This is a genomic window from Pseudomonas sp. W2Oct36, assembly GCF_041060465.1.
Lineage (GTDB): Bacteria > Pseudomonadota > Gammaproteobacteria > Pseudomonadales > Pseudomonadaceae > Aquipseudomonas > Aquipseudomonas graminis_B.
Map to the genome: position 1 here is coordinate 12,412 of NZ_JAUERW010000010.1, position 20,165 is coordinate 32,576.

General features: G+C 61.5%; 17 protein-coding genes. 2 read left to right on the plus strand and 15 right to left on the minus strand.

Going from position 1 to position 20,165, the window contains the following annotated elements; translation table 11 throughout:
• Positions 1–6: 6 nt before the first annotated feature.
• From trpC to QWI18_RS14705, 3 genes are read right to left on the minus strand one after another with little or no spacing between them, the layout of a single operon-like run.
• Entirely contained in the window at positions 7–843 is an 837-nt protein-coding gene (trpC, locus tag QWI18_RS14695) for an indole-3-glycerol phosphate synthase TrpC (RefSeq protein ID WP_065991356.1), read from the minus strand.
• Complete coding sequence (trpD, locus tag QWI18_RS14700) at positions 840–1,889, minus strand: anthranilate phosphoribosyltransferase (protein ID WP_296310743.1); 1,050 nt, start codon at positions 1,887–1,889, stop codon at positions 840–842. The genes trpC and trpD overlap by 4 nt, the downstream gene beginning before the upstream one ends.
• An 18-nt stretch (positions 1,890–1,907) precedes the next feature.
• Positions 1,908–2,507: an aminodeoxychorismate/anthranilate synthase component II gene (locus tag QWI18_RS14705; RefSeq protein ID WP_065991355.1), complete on the minus strand. Its 600-nt coding sequence runs from the start codon at positions 2,505–2,507 to the stop codon at positions 1,908–1,910.
• 469 nt (positions 2,508–2,976) lie between these two features.
• Here QWI18_RS14705 and estP point away from each other — a divergent pair, with 469 nt between their 5' ends.
• Positions 2,977–4,917, plus strand: coding sequence for an esterase EstP (estP, locus tag QWI18_RS14710; RefSeq protein ID WP_296310737.1), 1,941 nt, complete (start codon positions 2,977–2,979; stop codon positions 4,915–4,917).
• Between the two features lie 57 nt (positions 4,918–4,974).
• Here estP and trpE read toward each other — a convergent pair whose 3' ends face one another.
• The 10 genes from trpE to QWI18_RS14760 all read right to left on the minus strand — a co-directional run bounded on the left by trpE (position 4,975) and on the right by QWI18_RS14760 (position 17,443).
• A complete protein-coding gene (gene trpE, locus QWI18_RS14715) occupies positions 4,975–6,456 on the minus strand; it encodes an anthranilate synthase component I (RefSeq protein ID WP_369319141.1) in 1,482 nt (493 codons plus the stop codon).
• Positions 6,457–6,524: 68 nt separating this feature from the next.
• Positions 6,525–7,307 carry a phosphoglycolate phosphatase gene (locus QWI18_RS14720; RefSeq protein ID WP_065991385.1) on the minus strand — a complete coding sequence of 261 codons (783 nt, stop codon included), beginning with the start codon at positions 7,305–7,307 and terminating at the stop codon, positions 6,525–6,527.
• A gap of 47 nt (positions 7,308–7,354) precedes the next feature.
• Entirely contained in the window at positions 7,355–8,026 is a 672-nt protein-coding gene (rpe, locus tag QWI18_RS14725) for a ribulose-phosphate 3-epimerase (protein ID WP_369319142.1), read from the minus strand.
• A 157-nt stretch (positions 8,027–8,183) separates the two neighbouring features.
• The gene (locus QWI18_RS14730; RefSeq protein ID WP_369319143.1) at positions 8,184–9,332 is read right to left on the minus strand and encodes an iron-containing alcohol dehydrogenase; all 1,149 of its coding nucleotides are present in this window, start codon (positions 9,330–9,332) and stop codon (positions 8,184–8,186) included.
• A gap of 746 nt (positions 9,333–10,078) precedes the next feature.
• On the minus strand, positions 10,079–10,903 hold the full coding sequence (locus QWI18_RS14735; RefSeq protein WP_065991348.1) for an ABC transporter permease: 825 nt from the start codon (positions 10,901–10,903) through the stop codon (positions 10,079–10,081).
• A gap of 11 nt (positions 10,904–10,914) precedes the next feature.
• Complete coding sequence (locus QWI18_RS14740; RefSeq protein WP_369319144.1) at positions 10,915–12,162, minus strand: ABC transporter permease; 1,248 nt, start codon at positions 12,160–12,162, stop codon at positions 10,915–10,917.
• A 111-nt stretch (positions 12,163–12,273) separates the two neighbouring features.
• On the minus strand, positions 12,274–13,305 hold the full coding sequence (locus tag QWI18_RS14745; RefSeq protein WP_237251511.1) for a polyamine ABC transporter substrate-binding protein: 1,032 nt from the start codon (positions 13,303–13,305) through the stop codon (positions 12,274–12,276).
• A 90-nt stretch (positions 13,306–13,395) separates the two neighbouring features.
• On the minus strand, positions 13,396–14,520 hold the full coding sequence (locus tag QWI18_RS14750; RefSeq protein WP_369319145.1) for an ABC transporter ATP-binding protein: 1,125 nt from the start codon (positions 14,518–14,520) through the stop codon (positions 13,396–13,398).
• Positions 14,521–14,810: 290 nt separating this feature from the next.
• Positions 14,811–15,440 carry a response regulator transcription factor gene (locus tag QWI18_RS14755; RefSeq protein ID WP_065991344.1) on the minus strand — a complete coding sequence of 210 codons (630 nt, stop codon included), beginning with the start codon at positions 15,438–15,440 and terminating at the stop codon, positions 14,811–14,813.
• A complete protein-coding gene (locus QWI18_RS14760; protein WP_369319206.1) occupies positions 15,437–17,443 on the minus strand; it encodes a transporter substrate-binding domain-containing protein in 2,007 nt (668 codons plus the stop codon). Before QWI18_RS14760 ends, QWI18_RS14755 begins: the two co-directional genes overlap by 4 nt.
• Before the next feature lie 204 nt (positions 17,444–17,647).
• Here QWI18_RS14760 and QWI18_RS14765 point away from each other — a divergent pair, with 204 nt between their 5' ends.
• Positions 17,648–18,631 (plus strand): alpha/beta hydrolase family protein, encoded by a 984-nt coding sequence (locus QWI18_RS14765; protein WP_369319146.1) that lies wholly within the window; start codon positions 17,648–17,650, stop codon positions 18,629–18,631.
• A 53-nt stretch (positions 18,632–18,684) separates the two neighbouring features.
• Here the strand turns inward: QWI18_RS14765 and QWI18_RS14770 are convergent, their stop codons facing one another.
• Positions 18,685–19,458, minus strand: coding sequence for a DnaJ domain-containing protein (locus tag QWI18_RS14770; protein ID WP_369319147.1), 774 nt, complete (start codon positions 19,456–19,458; stop codon positions 18,685–18,687).
• The gene (gene murU, locus QWI18_RS14775; RefSeq protein WP_369319148.1) at positions 19,459–20,127 is read right to left on the minus strand and encodes an N-acetylmuramate alpha-1-phosphate uridylyltransferase MurU; all 669 of its coding nucleotides are present in this window, start codon (positions 20,125–20,127) and stop codon (positions 19,459–19,461) included.
• Positions 20,128–20,165 lie beyond the last annotated feature (38 nt).

Genomic DNA, 20,165 nt, shown 5'->3' on the forward strand with positions numbered 1-20,165 from the left:
GGTGGATCAGTCCAAGCCGCCGGACTTGATCGCGGTGCCTTTCTCCGGGAAAAACAGCCGCTGCAATTCCACACCCGGCTTCTCGGCGCGCATGAATGCCTCGCCCACCAAGAAGGAATAAACGTCGTTGATCTCCATCAGCTCGACATCCGCGCGGTTGAGAATCCCGCTTTCCGTGATGACCAGGCGATCACGGGGGATGCGCGGCAGCAGATCGAGCGTGGTTTCCAGACTGACGTCGAACGTGTGCAGATTGCGGTTGTTGACGCCCACCAGCGGAGTGTCGAGGGTTTTCAATGCCCGCTCCAGCTCGTCGCCATCGTGGACTTCTACCAGCACATCGAGGCCAACACCTTTGGCGACTGAGGCCAGCTCGGCCATCTTCACATCATCCAGCGCCGAAACGATCAGCAGGATGCAGTCGGCCCCCAATGCCCGCGCTTCGACGATCTGATAAGGGTCGATCATGAAGTCCTTGCGGATCACCGGCAGCGAACACGTCGCCCGGGCCTGCTTCAAATACTCATCAGCGCCCTGGAAGAAATCGACGTCGGTCAGCACAGAAAGACAGGTGGCCCCGCCTGCTTCGTAGCTAGTGGCAATCTCCGCAGGATGAAAGTTTTCGCGGATCACGCCCTTGCTCGGCGAAGCCTTCTTGATTTCTGCAATGACGGCCGGCTGCTTGCGCTTGGCCTGGGCAATCATCGCGGCAGCAAAACCACGCGGTGCATCGGCTGCTTTCGCCAGAGTTTCCAATTCGGCGAGGCTGACACTGGCACGGCGCGCAGCGACTTCCTCGACCTTTCGGGCCAGAATCTTTTCCAAAACCGTCGGCACACTCATTCTTCATTCTCCTGCTTGAATACCGCGGTAAAGGCACCCAGTTCTTCCAGCTTTTCGCGGGCCAGGCCCGTGTGTAATGCGTCGTGGGCCAACGCCACGCCTTCTTTCAATGACGAAGCATGATCAGCCGCGTAAAGCGCTGCGCCGGCGTTCAGCACGATCATTTCGGCGGCTTTCTGGCCGTGCTCGGACTTGCGCCGACCCAGCGCGTCACGAATCAATTCCAGCGACTGCGCCGGGCTGTCGACCACCAGACCGAACAGGCTCTGGCTATTCATGCCCAGATCTTCCGGCTGTACCCAGTATTCGGTCACTTCGCCGTTCTTCAGTTCCGCGACAAAGGTCGGCGCGGCGATGCTGAATTCGTCCAGGCCATCCTGGGAATGCACCACCAGCACGTGTTTGCTGCCCATGCGCAGCAGCACCTCGGCCAATGGCCGGCACAGCGCCTGACTGAATACGCCGACCACCTGGTGCTTGACGCCCGCCGGGTTAGTCAGTGGACCGAGCATGTTGAACAGTGTGCGCAGGCCCAGTTCCTTGCGTGGCCCTGCGGCGTGTTTCATCGCGCCGTGGTGGGTCTGCGCGAACATGAAACCGATGCCGACGCTGTCGATGCAGCGCGCCACTTGCACCGGGGTCAGGTTCAGGTAGACGCCTGCGGCTTCCAGCAGATCGGCGCTGCCACTCTTGCCGGAGACCGCGCGATTGCCGTGCTTGGCGACTGTGCAACCGGCCGCTGCGATCACGAACGAGGCAGCGGTCGAGACATTGAATATGTTGGCACCATCGCCACCGGTACCGACGATGTCGACCACGCCGTCGAGGGTTTTGAGTTCAACCTGATCCGCCAGCTCACGCATGACCGACACTGCACCAACGATCTCGTCAATGCTTTCGCTTTTCATGCGCATGCCCATCAGAAATGCGCCGATCTGCGCCTGGGTGCACTGGCCTGTCATGATTTCGCGCATGACCTCGCGCATTTCATCGGTGCTCAGGTCCAGTTGATTCACAACCCGGCCCAGCGCCGTTTTGATATCCATTGCCATGTCGATGTGTCCTTAACCCTGACGGGTGCCGCCGGTCTGCTTGAGGAAGTTGGCGAACAGCTCGTGGCCCTGCTCGGAAAGAATCGACTCAGGGTGAAACTGTACGCCCTCGACGTTAAGGGTTTTGTGACGCAGGCCCATGATTTCATCAACGGAGCCATCTTCGCGCTGGGTCCAGGCGGTCAACTCCAGGCACTCCGGGAGTGTTTCGCGCTTGACCACCAGCGAGTGATAGCGGGTCACGGTCAGCGGATGCTTGAGGCCTTCGAACACGCCTTTGTCTTCGTGGATCAGCTCGCTGGTCTTGCCGTGCATGACCTGGCGCGCACGCACCACGTCGCCGCCAAACGCCTGGCCAATCGACTGATGACCCAGGCAGACGCCGAGCACGGGCAGCTTGCCAGCGAAGTGTTTGATCACGTCGATGGACACACCTGCTTCGTTCGGCGTGCACGGGCCGGGGGAAACGACGATACGTTCGGGGTTCAGGGCTTCGATTTCGGCGATGGTCATTTCGTCGTTGCGAATCACTTTGACGTCGGCACCCAGCTCGCCCAGGTACTGCACGACGTTGTAGGTGAAGGAGTCGTAGTTATCGATCATCAGCAGCATGGTGCTTAACCTTTTGAATGACTGACTTTTAACGTGGCCTTCCGTTTTCTGACCGCAGTTGCGCGCAGAGGGTCGCGGGAGGGATTCCGGCGAGTCACTGCAAAACCGAGGCATCAGAAGGCATATCAATGCAGATCCGGCGGAGCCGGCGGGGGAAATAGTCAGGCGCGCCAACGCCAACGGGCGTGGCCCTTGATAACGCGCATCAAGAAGCTGCTGACAATCGACACAGGAAAGGTCTCGTTCATACGTTGCCGCACAGTAGCGTACCGCCGCAGGGCGCGCAATATCGCAGTGCCCGGATGGCGCGGGGCAGCGGCCGATTGGCAGGATTTGAATGCCCGCAAGGTGCAGATCGCAGCCTGAAGGCCGGTACAGAATATTTGCCGTGAATGCCACGGCATCGTGGGCGATTTGTGTCGCGGCTGCTACCTTCTCGTACAGCACTAAAACAATAAGGGATGCCCCCATGATCAAAGCCACACTGCGCTGGCCGTTCGCGGCTTGCCTGCTCTCGCTCGCCTGTTCCTCGGCCCTGGCCGCCTCTTCCCCCTATTCAACGATGATCGTATTTGGCGACAGCCTCGCCGACGCCGGGCAGTTTCCCGATGCCGGCGGACCACCCGGCGCCACCTTGCGTTTCACTAACCGCACCGGCCCGACATACCTGAACGGCAGCGGCGAGGCATTCGGTCTGAACTCATCGACGCTGCTGGGCGAAATGCTTGGCGTGGCGCCCGGGGATTTGCAGGCATCGACCTCCCCCGTCCGCGCGGCGCAAGGGTTGCCGGATGGCAACAACTGGGCTGTGGGTGGCGACCGGACCGATCAGATTCTCGCGGCGATCACCACCCAATCTCAGATTGCCAATACTGACGCCTCGACCGGCGTGACAACGGTGTTCCGGACGCGACCCGGTTATCTGGTTGAAAACAGCTCGCGGGCTGACCCGAATGCCCTTTACTACCTGACCGGGGGCGGCAATGACTTCCTTCAGGGCCGGGTGCTGAGTGCGGGACAGGCCGTCAATGCGGCGAACAACCTGGCGAACGGCGCACAAATCCTGTCCCAGGCCGGCGCGCGTTACATCATGGTCTGGCTGCTGCCTGACATCGGCCGCACACCCGCTGTATTCGGCACGCCATTGCAGGGGCCATCGTCGTTGCTGAGCGGGGTGTTCAACCAGCAGTTGGTCAATCGGCTGGGGCAAATCGATGCCGAGGTCATTCCGCTCAATGTGCCGGGGCTCATACGTGATGTACTGACCGAGCCGGCGCGCTATGGGTTGGCGGCCGATCAGAACCTGGTCGGCACCTGTTTCAACGGCAACAACTGCACCGCCAACAGCGTTTACGGGATTGGCGGCCTGACGCCTGATCCGACCAAACTGCTGTTCAACGACGGCGTGCACCCGACCGTCGCGGGTCAGCGTCTGATCGCCGACTACGGGTATTCGATTCTGTCCGCACCGTGGGAAATCACGCTGCTGCCGGAAATGGCCAACGGAACGTTGCGCGCGCAGCAGGATGAACTGCGCAGTCAGTGGCTGGCGGATTGGGGCAATTGGCAGAACGTCGGTGAATGGCGCGCCATCGTCGCCGGTGGCGGTCAGAAACTGGATTTCGACGCGCAAGGCAATTCCGCCAGCGGCGACGGTCACGGCTACAACCTCACGGTGGGCGGCAGCTATCGCTTCGCTGAAGACTGGAGAGCCGGGCTGGTTGCAGGTGCTTACCGGCAAACACTCGAAGCCGGCGCCAAGGATTCGGACTACAAACTCAACAGCTATATCGCGACCGCATTCGTGCAGTATCAGGCGCAGCACTGGTGGGCAGAACTGGCGGCCTCAGGCGGAAAACTCGACTACGACAACCTCAAGCGCAAGTTCGCGCTGGGCATCAGCGAAGGCGCGGAGAAAGGCGACACCGACGGCGACCTGTGGGCGGTCAGTGGGCGCGTGGGCTTCGACCTGGCCGAACAGAGCAGTCGCTGGCATTTCTCGCCGTTCATCAGCGCCGACTATTCCCACGTCAACGTCGATGGCTACTCGGAGGACAGTGCTCGCGCGACCGCACTCAATTACGACGACCAGACGCGCAAGTCAAAGCGGCTAGGCGCGGGGCTTCAAGGGAAGTTGGACGTCACGCCGCAGACCCAGGTGTTTGGCGAAGTGGCCCATGAGCGTGAGTTCGAGACTGACCAGCAGGACGTGACCATCGCGCTGAACAGCGTGCCCGGCCTGGATTTTGATCTGAAGGGCTATGACCCGCAGCGCAGTTTAAATCGCGCAAGCGTGGGCCTGAGCCAGAAGCTGGCGCCCGACCTCACACTGCGTGCCGGCTATAACTGGCGCAAGAATGATGACGTGACCCAGCAAGGGGTGAATCTGGCGGTGAGTCTGGATTTCTGAAGCTACCAGGCATGTGGGAGCGACCGGGGTGGCGCTCCCACAGGGACGTCTAAATCTTCAAGCCTCTGGCGTCTGCTGCGCCAGCGCCACGGCGCGGAACATCGCGCGGCGCTTGTTGAGGGTTTCTTCCCACTCCAGCGCCGGCACAGAATCCGCGACAATGCCGCCACCAGCCTGCACATGCAGCTCGCCGTTCTTGATCACCGCGGTACGAATAGCGATCGCGGTGTCCATGTTGCCGTTCCAGGCAAAGTAGCCCACTGCGCCGCCGTACACACCGCGCTTGACCGGCTCCAGTTCGTCGATGATTTCCATCGCACGAATCTTCGGCGCGCCCGACAAAGTGCCCGCCGGCAGGATGGCCCGCAGCGCATCCATCGCCGTCAGACCACTCTTCAGTTGACCGGTGACGTTCGACACGATGTGCATGACGTTTGAATAACGCTCGATGACCATCTTCTCGGTGAGCTTCACCGAACCGACTTCCGAAACCCGCCCGGTGTCGTTGCGTCCCAGATCGATGAGCATCAGGTGCTCGGCGATCTCTTTGTCGTCAGACAGCAAATCGACTTCCAGCGCGTAGTCTTCTTCCTCGGTGGCGCCGCGAGGACGCGTCCCGGCAATCGGGCGTACGGTGATCAAGTTGTCTTCGACCCGTACCAGCACTTCCGGCGAACTGCCGACGACGTGGAAGTCGCCGAAGTTGAAGAAGTACATATAAGGCGTCGGATTGAAACACCGCAGCGCGCGGTACAGGTCGATCGGTGCGGCCTTGAAGTCGATGGACATGCGCTGCGACGGCACGACCTGCATGCAGTCGCCCGCGAGGATGTATTCCTTGATCGTGTCGACGGCTTTTTCATAATCCGACTGGGTGAAGCTTGAACGGAACACCGGGTCCGCCGCCTGCGGACGGGTCAGGTCCAGACCGCGGCGGGGCGTGATAGGCTGACGCAGTTTCTCCATCAACGCTTCGAGTCGCGCCAGGCCACCCTCATAGGCTTCAGGCTGAGCCGGATCGACCAGCACGATCGCGTGCATCTTGCCGGCCAGGTTATCGAACACCACGACGGCATCCGACACCATCAACAGAATATCCGGCACGTCCAGTGGATCAGGATTCGGGCATGCGCCCAGGCGCGGCTCTACATAACGCACGCAGTCATAACCGAAATACCCCACCAGACCGCCGTTGAAGCGTGGCAGACCGGCGATGGTCGGGACGTTGTAGCGGGCCTTGAAGGTCTCGACGAAGTCCAGCGGGTCTTCGGCTTCCAGGCGCTCGATCTCAACACCGTCGTGGGTCACGCTGACGGTGTGGTCGTGCACACGCATGACCGTGCGGCACGGCAGTCCGATGATCGAGTAACGCCCCCACTTCTCCCCGCCCTGCACCGACTCAAGCAGGTAGGAATTGGGCTCGTCAGCAAGCTTCAGATAGATCGACAGCGGCGTGTCGAAGTCAGCCAGGGTTTCGTAGGCAAGGGGAATGCGGTTGTAGCCTTCAGCGGCCAAACGCAAGAATTCTTCGCGGGTCATATCAGCCTCGTGGTCTGAGGTAAAACGGTCAGGGATGCAAACGCGCCGGGGCTCCGGCCAGGTTCAAGTCAGGCGCGCCAACGCCAGCGGGCCAGGGCCTTGATGACTTTCATCCAGAGCTTGCGAGTGACCACCACGATGGATTCTCTAAAGGAGGGAGACTTGATGTCGGGCAACGTTATCTCAGCGCCCTGCGCTAAGCAACCGGCAGAACTGCCCGGAATCAGCATGCGCAAATCATCGATCACCAGCGCCGGTGACTCTTCTGCGATAGGACGGCCGTGGTTGTAGCCGTAACTCAATGCCACACAGGCGACACCCGCCGCTTTGGCCGCCAGCACGTCGTTGCGCGAGTCACCCACGAACAGCGACTGAGACCCCGGTATACCGGCCATTTTCATGACAAAAAACAGCGCGGCCGGGTCGGGCTTCTGCTGCGGCAGCGTGTCGCCGCCGACGATCCAGCGAAAGAACCGCCCGAGCTTGAGGTCATCCAGCAAGGGGGCAACGAAGCGTTCCGGCTTGTTGGTGATCAGCGCCATCTCGACGCCCATCTTCTGCAGCCATTTCAGGGTTTCGCGCACGCCGGGGTAGACCTTGGTCAGGGCATGGCTGCCGCTATAGGCCTCCATGAAAATCGCCAGCGCAGCCTCGGTGGACTCTTCGTCCACGGCGGTGTGATCCATGCCGTTCGCCAAGGCGCGGCGAACCAGCACGCGTACGCCGTTGCCGATCCAGTCACGTACCCGTTCGATGCCCGCCGGCGGCCGGCCGAGCTGGATCAGGGTCTTGTCCACCGCTGCAGCCAGATCCGGCACCGAGTCGATCAGTGTGCCGTCGAGGTCGAACATGATCAGCCTGGGCAGACGTCCCGGAAACAGCTGTTCGAAGCCGCTGGTCAACGGGCCAACGCCAGTTCTGCGTGCATCTTCGCAATGACTTCGCGGTAATCAGGCGTATTGAAAATGGCCGAGCCCGCGACGAAGGTGTCAGCACCGGCTGCGGCAATCTCACGGATGTTGTTGACGTTGACGCCGCCGTCGATCTCCAGACGGATGTCGCGACCGGACGCATCGATCAGCGCACGAGCCTCGCGCAGCTTGTTGAGCGTGCCGGGGATGAATTTCTGGCCACCGAAGCCTGGGTTGACGCTCATGAGCAGGATCATGTCGACCTTGTCCATGACGTACTCGAGCAGGTTCAGCGGGGTCGCCGGGTTGAACACCAGACCTGCCTTGCATCCGCCTTCGCGGATCAGTTGCAGGGAGCGATCAATGTGCTGGGTCGCTTCCGGGTGGAAGGTGATGTAAGTGGCGCCGGCTTCGATGAAGTCGCCGATGATGCGATCCACCGGGCTGACCATCAGATGGACATCGATGGGGGCGGTGATGCCGTATTTGCGCAACGCCGCGCAGACCATCGGTCCGATCGTCAGGTTGGGGACGTAGTGGTTGTCCATGACGTCGAAGTGGACGATGTTGGCGCCAGCGGCCAGGACGTTGTCGACTTCCTCTCCCAGACGGGCGAAATCGGCGGACAGAATGGAAGGAGCAATAGCGAAGGGCTGCATGACGCACCTTTTATGAGCGAAATCACGGTGGCGCGCATTGTACTCCAAGAGTTTGAAACGTGCGTTGGGTCGCAAGTGAGTCAGTCAAGGGACGTGAGCTGTGGCCATAAACATACGCGCCGCGCCGCGCAGGCGGCACGTCATTGCGTCAGCCTGATCAATACGCCGCGCGGTAGATTTTCTCGATGTCGGCGGCGGTCAGCTTCCGTGGATTGTTGCGCATCAGCCGCTCGATCTTGCTGGCCTCTTCGGCCATCGCGGGAATGGCGTCTTCGGGCACGTTGAAGCTGCGCAGGCCGGACGGGATCTCGACCGCTGCGCACAAGTCGGCCATTGCTTTGACTGCCAAGTCTGCGGCGTCCCTGTCGCTCAAGTGCGCGACGCGGACGCCCATCGCATCGGCGATGTCGCGCATCCGTTCGACGCAGGCCAGCTTGTTCCACTCCATCACATACGGCAGCAACAGCGCGTTGCTCACGCCATGAGCGATGTTGAACCGCCCTCCCAATGGATACGCCAACGCATGGACTGCGCCAACCCCGGCATTGCCGAACGCCATGCCGGCCATGAGGCTGGCGGTGGCCATGTCTTCTCGCGCCTGCAAGTTCGAAGGATTGGCGTAGGCCTTGGGCAGCGCCTTGACGATCAGTTTGATGGCGCCCAAGGCGATGGCGTCGGTGATCGGCGAGGCATTGACTGAAAGGTAGGACTCGATGGCATGCACCAGCGCATCGACTCCGCTGGCTGCCGTGACACTGCGCGGACAGGTCAGGGTCATCAACGGGCTGACCAGCGCGACGTCGGGCAACAGGTAATCGCTGACGATGCCTTTTTTCAGCTGTGCCTGCTTGTCTGAAAAGATTGCCACGTTGGTGACTTCCGAACCGGTGCCTGCGGTGGTCGGGATGGCAATCAGCGGGGGGCCTTTGCGCTTGACCAGATCAACGCCGAACAACTCGGCCAGAGGCCCTTCGTGACTCGCGAACGCGGCGACGCCTTTGGCGATGTCGATGACACTGCCGCCGCCCACACCGATCAGGCCATCGTGACCGCCCTCTCGGTAGGCCCGGGTGCAGTCCTCGACGATAGAGATTTCGGGCTCGGGTTTGACCTGATCAAACAGGCCATAACGACGGCCGCCCAATTGCGCCAGCGCGAGGTCGACCGTTCCGGACTTAACCAGTATCGCGTCGGTGACGATGAGCGGGTTTTGAACGTTGAGCCGGGTCAGCTCGGCGGACAACTGCTCAATCGCGGCGGGGCCGGTGATCAGTTTGTTGGCGATCTTGAAAGCAGAAACACTCATCGGGCTCGTCCTTTATGTTGCTGTTGGAGCCGTGGCTCTTTTACAAGGCAGGATTGGCATGCGCTGAGTGAAACATAGACCGGATCGTGCGGGGCGTCAGTTTTGTGGTGCGGGAAGATCCCTCGGTGTGCGCTATCAATCTGCGGTGTGGCACCTGACGTCTTCCCGGCTAAAGCCAGTCCTACAAAGAGCAGGCGGTGTGTCAGCAACAATCATTGGACGCACGCGGTGTGTCAGCAACACTCACTGGGTGCACGCGCTGCATGTGTAGGACCGGCTTCAGCCGGGAAGAGGCCTTTGAGTGCGCTATTAATCTGCGGTGTGCCACCTGACGTCTTCCCGGCTAAAGCCGGTCCCACAAAGAGCAGGCGGTGTGTCAGCAACAATCATTGGACGCACGCGGTGTGTCAGCAACACTCACTGGGTGCACGCACTGCATGTGTAGGACCGGCTTCAGCCGGGAAGAGGCCTGCGTGGACACCGTCCATTTTGCAGTGTGCCGCAGGCCGCTTTCCCGGCTAAAGCCAGTCCCACAAAGAGCAGGCGGTGTGTCAGCAACAATCATTGGACGCACGCGGTGTGTCAGCAACACTCACTGGATGAACGCGCTGCATGTGTAGGACCGGCTTCAGCCGGGAAGAGGCCCTTGGGTGCGCTATCAATTTTGCGGTGTGGCACCTGGCGCCTTCCCGGCTAAAGCCGGTCCTACCATTCTCGTTTCAGCCAGTTCCTCCGGTGGGCTTTGATTACTCCACCGCCGTGCGCAGTTTCTCGCTCCGGCCGCGCAGCCATTCGAGCACCAGCAGGAGCACCACGGAGAATCCGATGAGCAGGGTTGCCGCGGCTGCGATGGTCGGGCTGAGGTTTTCGCGGATGCCGCTGAACATCTGCCGGGGCAAGGTCGCCTGGCCTGGACCGGCGAGGAACAGCGTGACAACCACTTCATCGAACGAGGTCGCGAAGGCAAACAGCGCCCCGGAGATCACCCCCGGCGCAATCAGCGGCAGGGTCACGCGCCGGAACGCCGTCGTTGGCGAAGCGCCCAGACTCGCCGCTGCACGCACCAGGTTGTAATTGAAGCCCTGCAACGTGGCAGACACGGTGATGATCACAAACGGCACACCCAATACGGCGTGCACCAGGATCAGCGAGATGTAGCTATTGCCCAGACCCAGCGGGGCAAAAAACAGATAACTCGCCACCCCGACAATCACCACCGGGACCACCATCGGCGAAATCACCAGCGCCATCACCAGCGCCTTGCCAGGGAAGTTACTGCGCGTCAGCCCGATGGCCGCCAACGTCCCGAAACCCATCGCCAGCACCGTGGCAGCCGGAGCGACAATCAGGCTGTTCTTCAGCGCGCGCATCCACTCGGCCGAGCCGAAAAAGTCCTGATACCAGTGCAGCGAAAAGCCCTGCAGCGGGTAGACCAGAAAACTCCCGGAGTTGAACGACAGCGGCACGATCACCAGCACCGGCAGCACCAGAAACAACAAAATCAACCCGCATAACGTGCGCAGCGTGTAATGCCAGACCCGCTCGATCGGCGAGGAATAAGGGCTCAACATGGTCGTTCTCCTCAGCTCAGACGCAGGCGGCTGGCGCCGACCAGCCAGTTGTAGATCAGGTACAGCACAACGGTCGCCAGCAGCAGCAACCCGCCCAGCGCCGTCGCCATGCCCCAGTTGATGCTGGTATTGGTGTAGAACGCCACGAAATAACTGACCATCTGATCGTTCGGGCTGCCGAGCAGCGCCGGGGTGATGTAGTAGCCGATGGCAAGGATGAACACCAACAGACAGCCCGCGCCCACACCGGCGTAGGTCTGCGGGAAGTACACGCGCCAGAAACTGGCGAACGGGTTGCAGCCCAGGGAGATCGCCGCGCGCATGTAGGTCGGCGAGATGCCTTTCATCACGCTGTAGATAGGCAGAATCATGAACGGCAGCATGATGTGCACCATCGAGATGTAAACGCCGACCCGGTTGAACACCAGTTCCAGCGGTTTGTCGATGATGCCCATGGCCATCAGCGCGCCATTGATCAGGCCGCTCGATTGCAGCAACACGATCCAGGCGGCGACGCGCACCAGGATCGACGTCCAGAACGGCAGCAAGACCAGAATCATCAGCAGGTTGCTCTGGCGTGCGGGCAGGTTGGCCAACAGGTACGCCAGCGGATAGGCCAGCAGCAGACAGATCACGGTGATCACCAGGCCCATCCAGAAGGTGCGGGCAAAGATGTCGATGTAAATCGCCTGATCGGGTGTGGCCGGAGCCAGTTCACCGAGGTCATCGATGCGGTGGTCGACAGCGGCCAGCAGGTAATAGGGGGTGAAACTTGAGGTGTTGCGGCGGATCGCCTGCCAATACGCGGGATCCCCCCAGCGTTCATCGATGGCTTCCAGGGCCTCTTTATAAGAAGCCGGCTCTTCCTTGAATGGCATTGCGCGAGCCGTTTTCGCCAACAGGCTGCGGTAGCCCGCCAACTCCTGGTTCAAGCGTTTGGACAGATCGCCCAGTGTCTGATTCTTGCGTGCTTCGGACAGGTCCTGGCTCGCGGCTTTGTACACCGCTTCAGGCGGCAGCCCCTTACCGTCCCATTTCGCCACTTCCACCACAGTGAGCGGCATGCCACCCACCACTTCCGGGTTGCTGACGCTTTTGTAGAGCAGCGCCGCAATCGGCACGAGAAACACCAGCAGCAGGAAGATCACCAATGGCGCGATCAACGCCTGAGCCTTCCAGCGATTGACGCGCTCGGCACGGGCCAGGCGTTGCTTCAGGGTCGGGCTGGCGCCTTCAGTCAGGGGCACGGCGGTGGCCATAGTGAACTCCGAAATCTCTCAACAAAGAGCGCGTCCCCTGCTCTGCTTTCAGACAGTTCAGACGACGCACCCGGATCTAACTCACAACCAAGTGCTTACTGGGCAGTGCGCTTATTTGGCGGCCCAAGAGTTGAAGCGCTGTTCCAGCGACTCACCGAAGTCGGCCCAGAATTTCACGTCGATCTGCACCTGATCCTTGATGTTCTCAGGGGTGGTCGGCATATTTTTCAGGGTTTCAGCGCTCAGCAACGGGACCGCGCCGGTGTTGGCCGGGCCGTAAGCGATGTTTTCGGAATAGGTTTTTTGCTGCTCTGGCTTGAGGGAGTAAGCGATGAACTTCTTCGCTTCTTCAGCGTTTTTCGCGCCCTTCGGAATGGCCCATGCGTCGAAGTCATACACGCCGCCGGTCCAGACCACTTTCAGGTTGCTCTCTTTCTGCACGGCAGCGATGCGACCGTTGTAGGCCGAGCTCATCACGACGTCGCCCGACTGCAGATACTGAGGCGGCTGTGCGCCTGCTTCCCACCACTGAATGCTTGGCTTGAGCTTGTCGAGCATCTTGAAGGCGCGATCCTGGCCTTCCTTGGTCCCTAGCACCTTGTAGACGTCTTTCGGCGCAACGCCGTCAGCCATGAGCGCGAATTCCAGGGTGTATTTGGCGCCCTTGCGCAGGCCGCGTTTGCCCGGGAATTTCTCGGTGTCCCAGAAATCAGCCCAGCCGGTCGGCGCGGATTTCAGCTTGTCGGCGTTGTAGGCCAGCACGGTGGACCAGACGAAAAAGCCCACGCCGCACTCAGAGATTGCGCCCTTGACGTAGCTGTCCTTGTTGCCGAGATCAACCGAGGCCAGCGACTCGAACATGTCTTCGTCACAGCCGCGGGACAGCTCGGGCGATTCCACTTCCACCAGATCCCAGGTCACGCTCTTGGTGTCGACCATGGCTTTGACCTTGGCCATCTCACCGTTGTACTCGCCCGCGATGATCTTGCCGTTGCCGGCCTTTTCCCACGGCGCGTAGAAGGCCTTTTCCTGGGCCGCCTTGTTCGCGCCACCGAAGGAAATGACCGTCAGGTCCGCTGCCATGGCTTGCGCGGCGCACATCATGCCGACCGATAAGGCGGTGAGCTTCAATGTCTTGAGCATCAGTTTTTCTCTCCACGAACAATGTTGGTTAAGCGATGGGGGCGATTGGCTCGCCTCTGGGTTCTTCGGTTGACGCGTCACGCGGGTGTATCAATGTGCTTCCAGCAACGGGTCCAGGGCGCGCGCGTGCTCGACCTGCCATCCAATGGGCACGACATCGCCAACGCTCAACGCCGGATCAAGCTCGGCGATGGGCTGCTTGACGAAGAAATCGGTTTTCCCGGCCACTTCCAGACGCACCCGCACGTGGTCGCCCAGGTAGATGAATTCGGCAACGCGGCCGGAGAAGCGGTTGACGCAACTCTCGCTGCGGCCGTTGAGGTTCACGCGCTCGGGACGAATGGAAAGCGTGACCGGGCTCCCGGTGGCACCGACGTTGATCGCCAGCGCTTCGACTTTTTCGCCGCGCGCCAGGCCCACCACGCAGCGGTCGCCGCTCTGGCTGAGCAAGGTGCCGCTGATGCGGTTGTTCTCGCCGATGAAGTTGGCGACGAAGGTGTTTTTCGGCTCTTCGTAGAGGGTGCGCGGTGGGGCGATCTGCTGGATTTCGCCCTGATGGAACACCGCGACGCGGTCCGACATCGTCAGCGCTTCGCCCTGATCGTGGGTGACGTAGACGACGGTCACGCCCAGGCGCTGGTGCAGGTGCTTGATCTCCATCTGCATGTGTTCGCGCAGCTGTTTGTCGAGTGCCCCGAGGGGTTCGTCCATCAGCACCAGCTGCGGTTCGAACACCAGCGCCCGGGCCAGCGCGACACGTTGCTGCTGACCACCCGACAGCTGCGCGGGGTAACGATGGGCGAAGGTGCCGAGCTGCACCATGTCGAGGGCGCGTTTGACCTTTTCGGCCACGTCGGTCTTGCTCATGCCGCGCACCGACAGCGGAAACGCCAGGTTTTCAGCGACGGTCATGTGCGGGAACAGCGCGTAATTCTGGAACACCATGCCGATGTCGCGCTTGTGCGGCGGCACGTTGTTGATCGAACGGCCGGCCAGCAGGATCTCGCCAGCAGTCGGTGTCTCGAAGCCGGCGAGCATCATCAGGCTGGTGGTTTTGCCGGAACCGGATGGCCCGAGCAGGGTGAGGAATTCGCCTTTGCAAATATCCAGGTTGAGGTCTTTGACGATCAGGGCTTCGCCGTCGTAGCTCTTTTGCACACCGCGAAAGCTGACCAGAACATCACTCGCCCCAGCGCTTGAATCGACGTTGCTCATTGCCCACACCTTTGTTTGATCCACCGTAGGGATCAAGCCTAGATGAGGCTGAAGGCCGCGCAAATCGGGGCGTGAGAGAGAATGGCCTAGGTGGGGTGGAAGGTTTCGGGTAGGGATTGCCCTACAGGGATGGCGGGGATAGGTATGTCGCCCGGAAGGTATTTATGACCTGGTCTGGCGTCTTCGCGAGCAAGCTCACTCCTACAGGGGATCGCAATAACCTGTAGGAGTGAGCTTGCTCGCGATAGCGTTTTACGAAGTACCAAAGGAAGTCGTTTTTAGACACGCAATCAAACCAACTTGTGTTCCATCGCATACTTCACCAGCTCGGCCAGCGAGTTGATTTTCAGCTTTTGCATCAGGCGCGCCTTGTGGGTACTGATGGTCTTACTGCTCAACGCCAGTTGCTGGGCGATGTCGTTGACGTTGGCGCCCTGGGCCAGGCGTTCGAACACTGAAAACTCGCGTTCGGACAACAATGAGTGCAACGGCCGGCTGTCCGTGAGCCCAACTTCAAACACCATGCGATCAGCCAGGTCCGGGTCGATATAGCGCCCGCCTGCGGCCACTCGCCGGATCGCTGTCAGCAGCAACGCGGGGTCGCTGTCTTTGGTGGCGTACCCGGCGGCGCCGACCTTCAGGGCCCGCGCGGCCATTTGCGCCTCATCGTGCATCGACAGCACCAGAATGGCAGGGGGATTGCTCAGCGCGCGGATTCGCGGGATCGCCTCCAGGCCGTTGACCCCTGGCATGGAGATATCCAGCAGCACGACTTCGCACGGGATGTGACGCAACGCCTCCAGCAACTGCTCGCCATTGCCGGCCTCCCCGACCACTTGCAGATCCTTTGCCAGGCCGATCAGCTGTTTGATGCCCTCTCGGACAATCGTGTGATCTTCGGCAACCAATACGCGAATCAATGCACGTGCTCCTCAGCGACCGGGTCCAGCGGAATGTGGATGCGCAAGGTTGTGCCTTCTCCGGGCAAGGTGTCCAGATGCAATTGCCCGCCCATGATCAGAACCCGCTCGCGCATGCCCACCAGTCCGAACGAGGCCGGACGCTCGGCGCGCTGATCGAAGCCCTTGCCGTCATCGGCGATGCACAGGCACAGCACGCCGTCGCTCAGCGTCAGGCTTAGCTCGACCGTGTGCGCTTCGGCATGGCGCATGACGTTGGTCAGCGACTCCTGAAGGATGCGGAACAGCCCGATGGCCGTTGCATCCGGAAGACTCGGCAGATTGTCCGGCACCTGTACCAGGCAGGGAATGTGCGTGCGCGCTTCGAAGCGCCGGGCCTGCCATTCGATGGCCGAGGCGATGCCTGCATCGAGAATGGGTGGCCGCAGGGCGGTTGCCACGTCTCGCACCAACTGGAACAACTGAGCAATCAGGCGTTTCATGCTGTTCAAGCGATCCCGCAGGCCAGGGTCGAGATCGGCGTAAGCCAGTTCGCACATGGAGGTTTCCAGCTTGAGCACGGTCAGCATCTGACCCAGCTCGTCGTGAACCTCCCTGGCGATGCGCGCCTTTTCTTCTTCGCGCACGGTTTCAAGGTGCGCCGACAGCTCGCGCAACTGCTCGGCCAGCACCTGCAAGCGCGCTTCACTTTCTTGCAGCGCGGCCAGGGAACGGCGCCGTTCGGTCACATCGGTGATGAACACCACCAGATACTCGGCGTCGCGAAAGCGCAGAAAGCTCAGTGACACATCGGCAGGCAGGATGCTGCCATCGGCGCGCACGCAATTGCTTTCGTAGTTCTGCGGCCCCTCCTCGCTGGAGCGCGCGGTTTTCCACAGATTGAGCCAGCGATCCATGTTCAGCCCCGGCTCGAAATCAATCAGCGGCCGGTCTACTACCCCGCCGGGCGCATAGCCCAGCATGGTCTCGGCGGCCTGATTGGCGTAGCGCACATGGCTGTCCCAGTGGACCCAGAGGATGCCGACGGTGCTCTGATCGATGGAGAACTGCGCCAGCCGCAATGCCTCCTCCCCTGCCAGTCGCTTGGCAATGTCATCCCGCGCAGTGAGCAGCTGCTTCTCCAGTTGCTGCTGTTGTTTGCGCTGCCAGTAAACAATCGCCGCGCTGGCCAGGAGCAGGACCAACAGCAGCAGCGCGATGTTCTTCCACAGCCCCGGCGATTCACTGATCTGCGGGTATTTGGGCTGCAGCCACTGTGTGTGCAACTGCTCGAGATCCCGGGCCGGAATGGCGCTCAATGCCTGGCTGATGATTTCGGCGAGCTGCGGCGTGTCCCTTCGGGAGGCCACGCGCAGCAACTGCGGAAAGCCGATGTCACCGACCACGGCAAGCCCGACAAACTCGGCCTCGCGGGACAAACGGCTGAGCTGCGCCTCATCGATGACGGCGTATCGCGCCTGTTGACTGAGCAAGAGCTGCAAAGCCTGACGTTCCAGCGGCACGCCTTGCAGATTGAGGTGAGTGTAGTTGCTGCGCAGGTAGTCGGCCGTCGTGCTGGGCATGCGCACGGCAACGCGCACCTGGCTGTCGAGCTTTTCCAGATCCACCGCGCCGGCGCCATCACGTTCGCCGACGATCAACTGCGGCACGCGCATGTACGGATCGGAATACAGCCACAGGCGCAAGCCGGCAGGCGTCTGGGTCAGGCCCGGGGCGAAGTCGATCTGCCCATCGGCGAGGGCTTTTTCAAGCTCGGCCTGATCGGCATAGCTGCGCCACAGCAGCTCCACCCGGAGGGTCTTTGCCATGAGATTGATGAGGTCGACGTTGGCGCCGGATAACTGCTGGGCGCGACGATCGAGCTGGGCGTAGGGTGTTTGCAGGACGAGCCCGACGCGCAATGGCCCGCGCTGGGTCAGCCATTCCCGCTGCTCGCGGCTCAAGGGGTCGGCCTGGGTGGGTGAGGCGACGGCATGGTGCGACATCGGCAGCACGATCAGCATCAGGCCGATCAAGAGCGCGCGGGTATCGCCGATAACCCGAAGGCACAGCGCACGGATTCTCAAACTGTCGTCTCCATTTCTCTGAATTCCATGCCGATCATGCGCTGTGCCTGTCGCTCGCTGAAGCGCGGCGATTGCCTGGCCTGACAAACAGCCGTCAACCCATTAGTCTGCCGGAATTGTTTCCGGCCTTTGGAATACTCGATGCCCTACACCCTTCGCGCACTATTTCCTGCGCTGTGCCTGACGCTGATACTACCTTGCTCGCCGCTCGTCATGGCCGCGGACCCGGCGCCGGATAAAGACGCCAAGTCGGCTGAAGCGCCGGTCGAGCGGGCCGCATTGCCGTCGCGCAGCGAAGAAGACACCCTGGCGCTTGAGCGTCAGGTGCCGCAGGTCGAGCAACAGCAATTGCAGGCGGGCGACGAGACCTTTCTGGCGTTGTGGAAACCGGCGAACGTCGATGAGCCCAAAGGCGCAGTGATCATCGTGCCGGGCGCCGATGAGTCAGCGGATTGGCCGATTGCGGTCGCACCGCTGCGGCGCAAGCTGCCGGACGTCGGGTGGTCCAGCCTCAGTCTGAGCATGCCGGACGCTCACAACGACGGTATTTTTGCCCGTGCGGCGGATGCCCCGGCAGCGGCGGGTGGCGGCGATAAAGCCAAAGACGCTGCGGTGAAAGCCCCCGACCCTGCGGCCACAGCCGAAGCGGAAGCTGCAGCGGCTGCCGAGCAGGCATCTGCCCAGGCGGAAGTGGCCAAGGCCAACGCCGAGAAAATCTTCGCCAGAATCGACAGCGCCGTGGCGTTCGCCCAGCAGAACAAGGCCCGCAGCATCGTCCTCCTCGGCCATGGCAGCGGCGCTTACTGGGCAGCGCGATACATGAGCGAGCGCCCCTCGCCGGCTATTCAACGCTTGGTCATGGTCACGGCCGTGGACACCGGAAAGGAAACGCCAGGGCTGATGGAGCTGCTGCCGACGCTGAAAGTCCCGACAGCAGACTTCGTCAACAAGGATCGTCCGGTGCCACGTCAGCAGGCACAAGACCGACTGGACGTTAGCAAACGAAGTAAAAACGCTCGATTTACCCAAGTGGCGTTGAGTGCGATTCCCGGGAATCCGGTCATGGAGCAGGATCAACTGTTTCGCCGCGTCCGGGGTTGGCTGGAAGGGGACGCAGCAAAGTAGCGATTACCGCCTTCGACGCTGCCCGTGGGCCGGGCAGCCTTCAAAAGGAAGCGTCAGCGGAACCCGCGCCGATCGCGAATCACTGCATAGGCATGATGCAGCTCGCGGGTTTTCTCGGTGGCATCACGGACCTGTAGTTGATTGGCGCCACTGCCGGCGATCTTGTCCGGGTGGTGACGACTCAGCAATCGACGGTAGGCGCGCTTGATCTGCGCAGGTTCGGCATCCGCTTTCACCCCCAACAGACGCAGCGCGTCCTGAAACTCGCCGCCACTGCTGGCGGGAGCGCCCCTCGAACGTTGTTCGTCTTCGGTTAATGACAACCCTTCGACTTTGCCCGCAGCCCAGCCCAGCCATTTGCCCCACAGCACGATCAACTCGCGTTCGGTGCGCGACGCCCTGCCATCCGCCCACGCCATGCGCCAACAGGCGCGCAACAAACCTTCTGCCGCGTGGGGCTGGCTTTTCAGGCGCGTGAGGTGGACGCGCAAATTGTCGCGCCCGTCCTTGCCCCGATTGAACGCCTGAATCGCCCGCCGTTGCGCCGCCTCGCTGAGGTCCAGTCGGCGCATTTCAACGCGCGCCTGCTGTATATGCCCGTCGACCACCCGACCTTCGCTCTTCGCCAGACGACCCAGCAGAATGAAAATGAGCTCGTCATCGCGCGGTACGTTGCGGCCGCTGGCACGCTCGCGCATCTCCGCCCAGCTCCGGAAATGCAGCCGCCGATCAAGCGCCTGTCCCAGAAGTGCACCGAGCATGGCACCGGGAATGCTGGCAATCAGGTACCCGACGCCACCGCCGACCACCGTGAATGGCCACAGCATCTAGGGCTTCACCGCAAGGATCTGCTCGACTTCGGCCAGTCGTTCATGGGTACCGACGTCCACCCAGCGACCGGCAAAACGTCCGCCGGTCACCAGGCCTTTCGCCATGGCGTCACGCAATAAGGGCGCCAGCTTGAATGCGCCCCCGCTGCAGCCCGCAAAGAGTTGCGGGTGCAGGACCGCTATGCCGCTGTAAGTCAGGCGCGGCTGAGCTGCGTCGTCGTGCACCTGCCCGTCGACCAGCGCGAAATCGCCCGCGGGGTGATGCGGCGGATTGTCCACCAGCACCAGATGGGCAAGCCCCTTGAGCGGTTTCGTCAATGAACTGAAATCGAAGTCGACCCAGATGTCACCGTTGACGAGGATAAAAGGCTCGTCGCCCAGCAGCGGCAGCGCACGGAAGATCCCGCCGCCCGTCTCAAGGGGCTCGCCCTCAGGGGAGTAGCGGATATTCAAACCCCACAGGCGACCGTCGCCGAGATGATCTTCGATCTGCTGGCCCAACCACGCATGGTTGATCACAACGTCTTCAACGCCGGCCGCTTTGATCGCGCGCAAGTGGTATTCAATCAGTGGAACGCCGCCGGCTCGCACCAGCGGTTTGGGCGTGTGCAGGGTCAACGGGCGCAGGCGCTCGCCTTTGCCCGCCGCCAGAATCATCGCTTTCATGCGGCCCTCATCAAGACAATCTTCACGTGCAGTCCCTC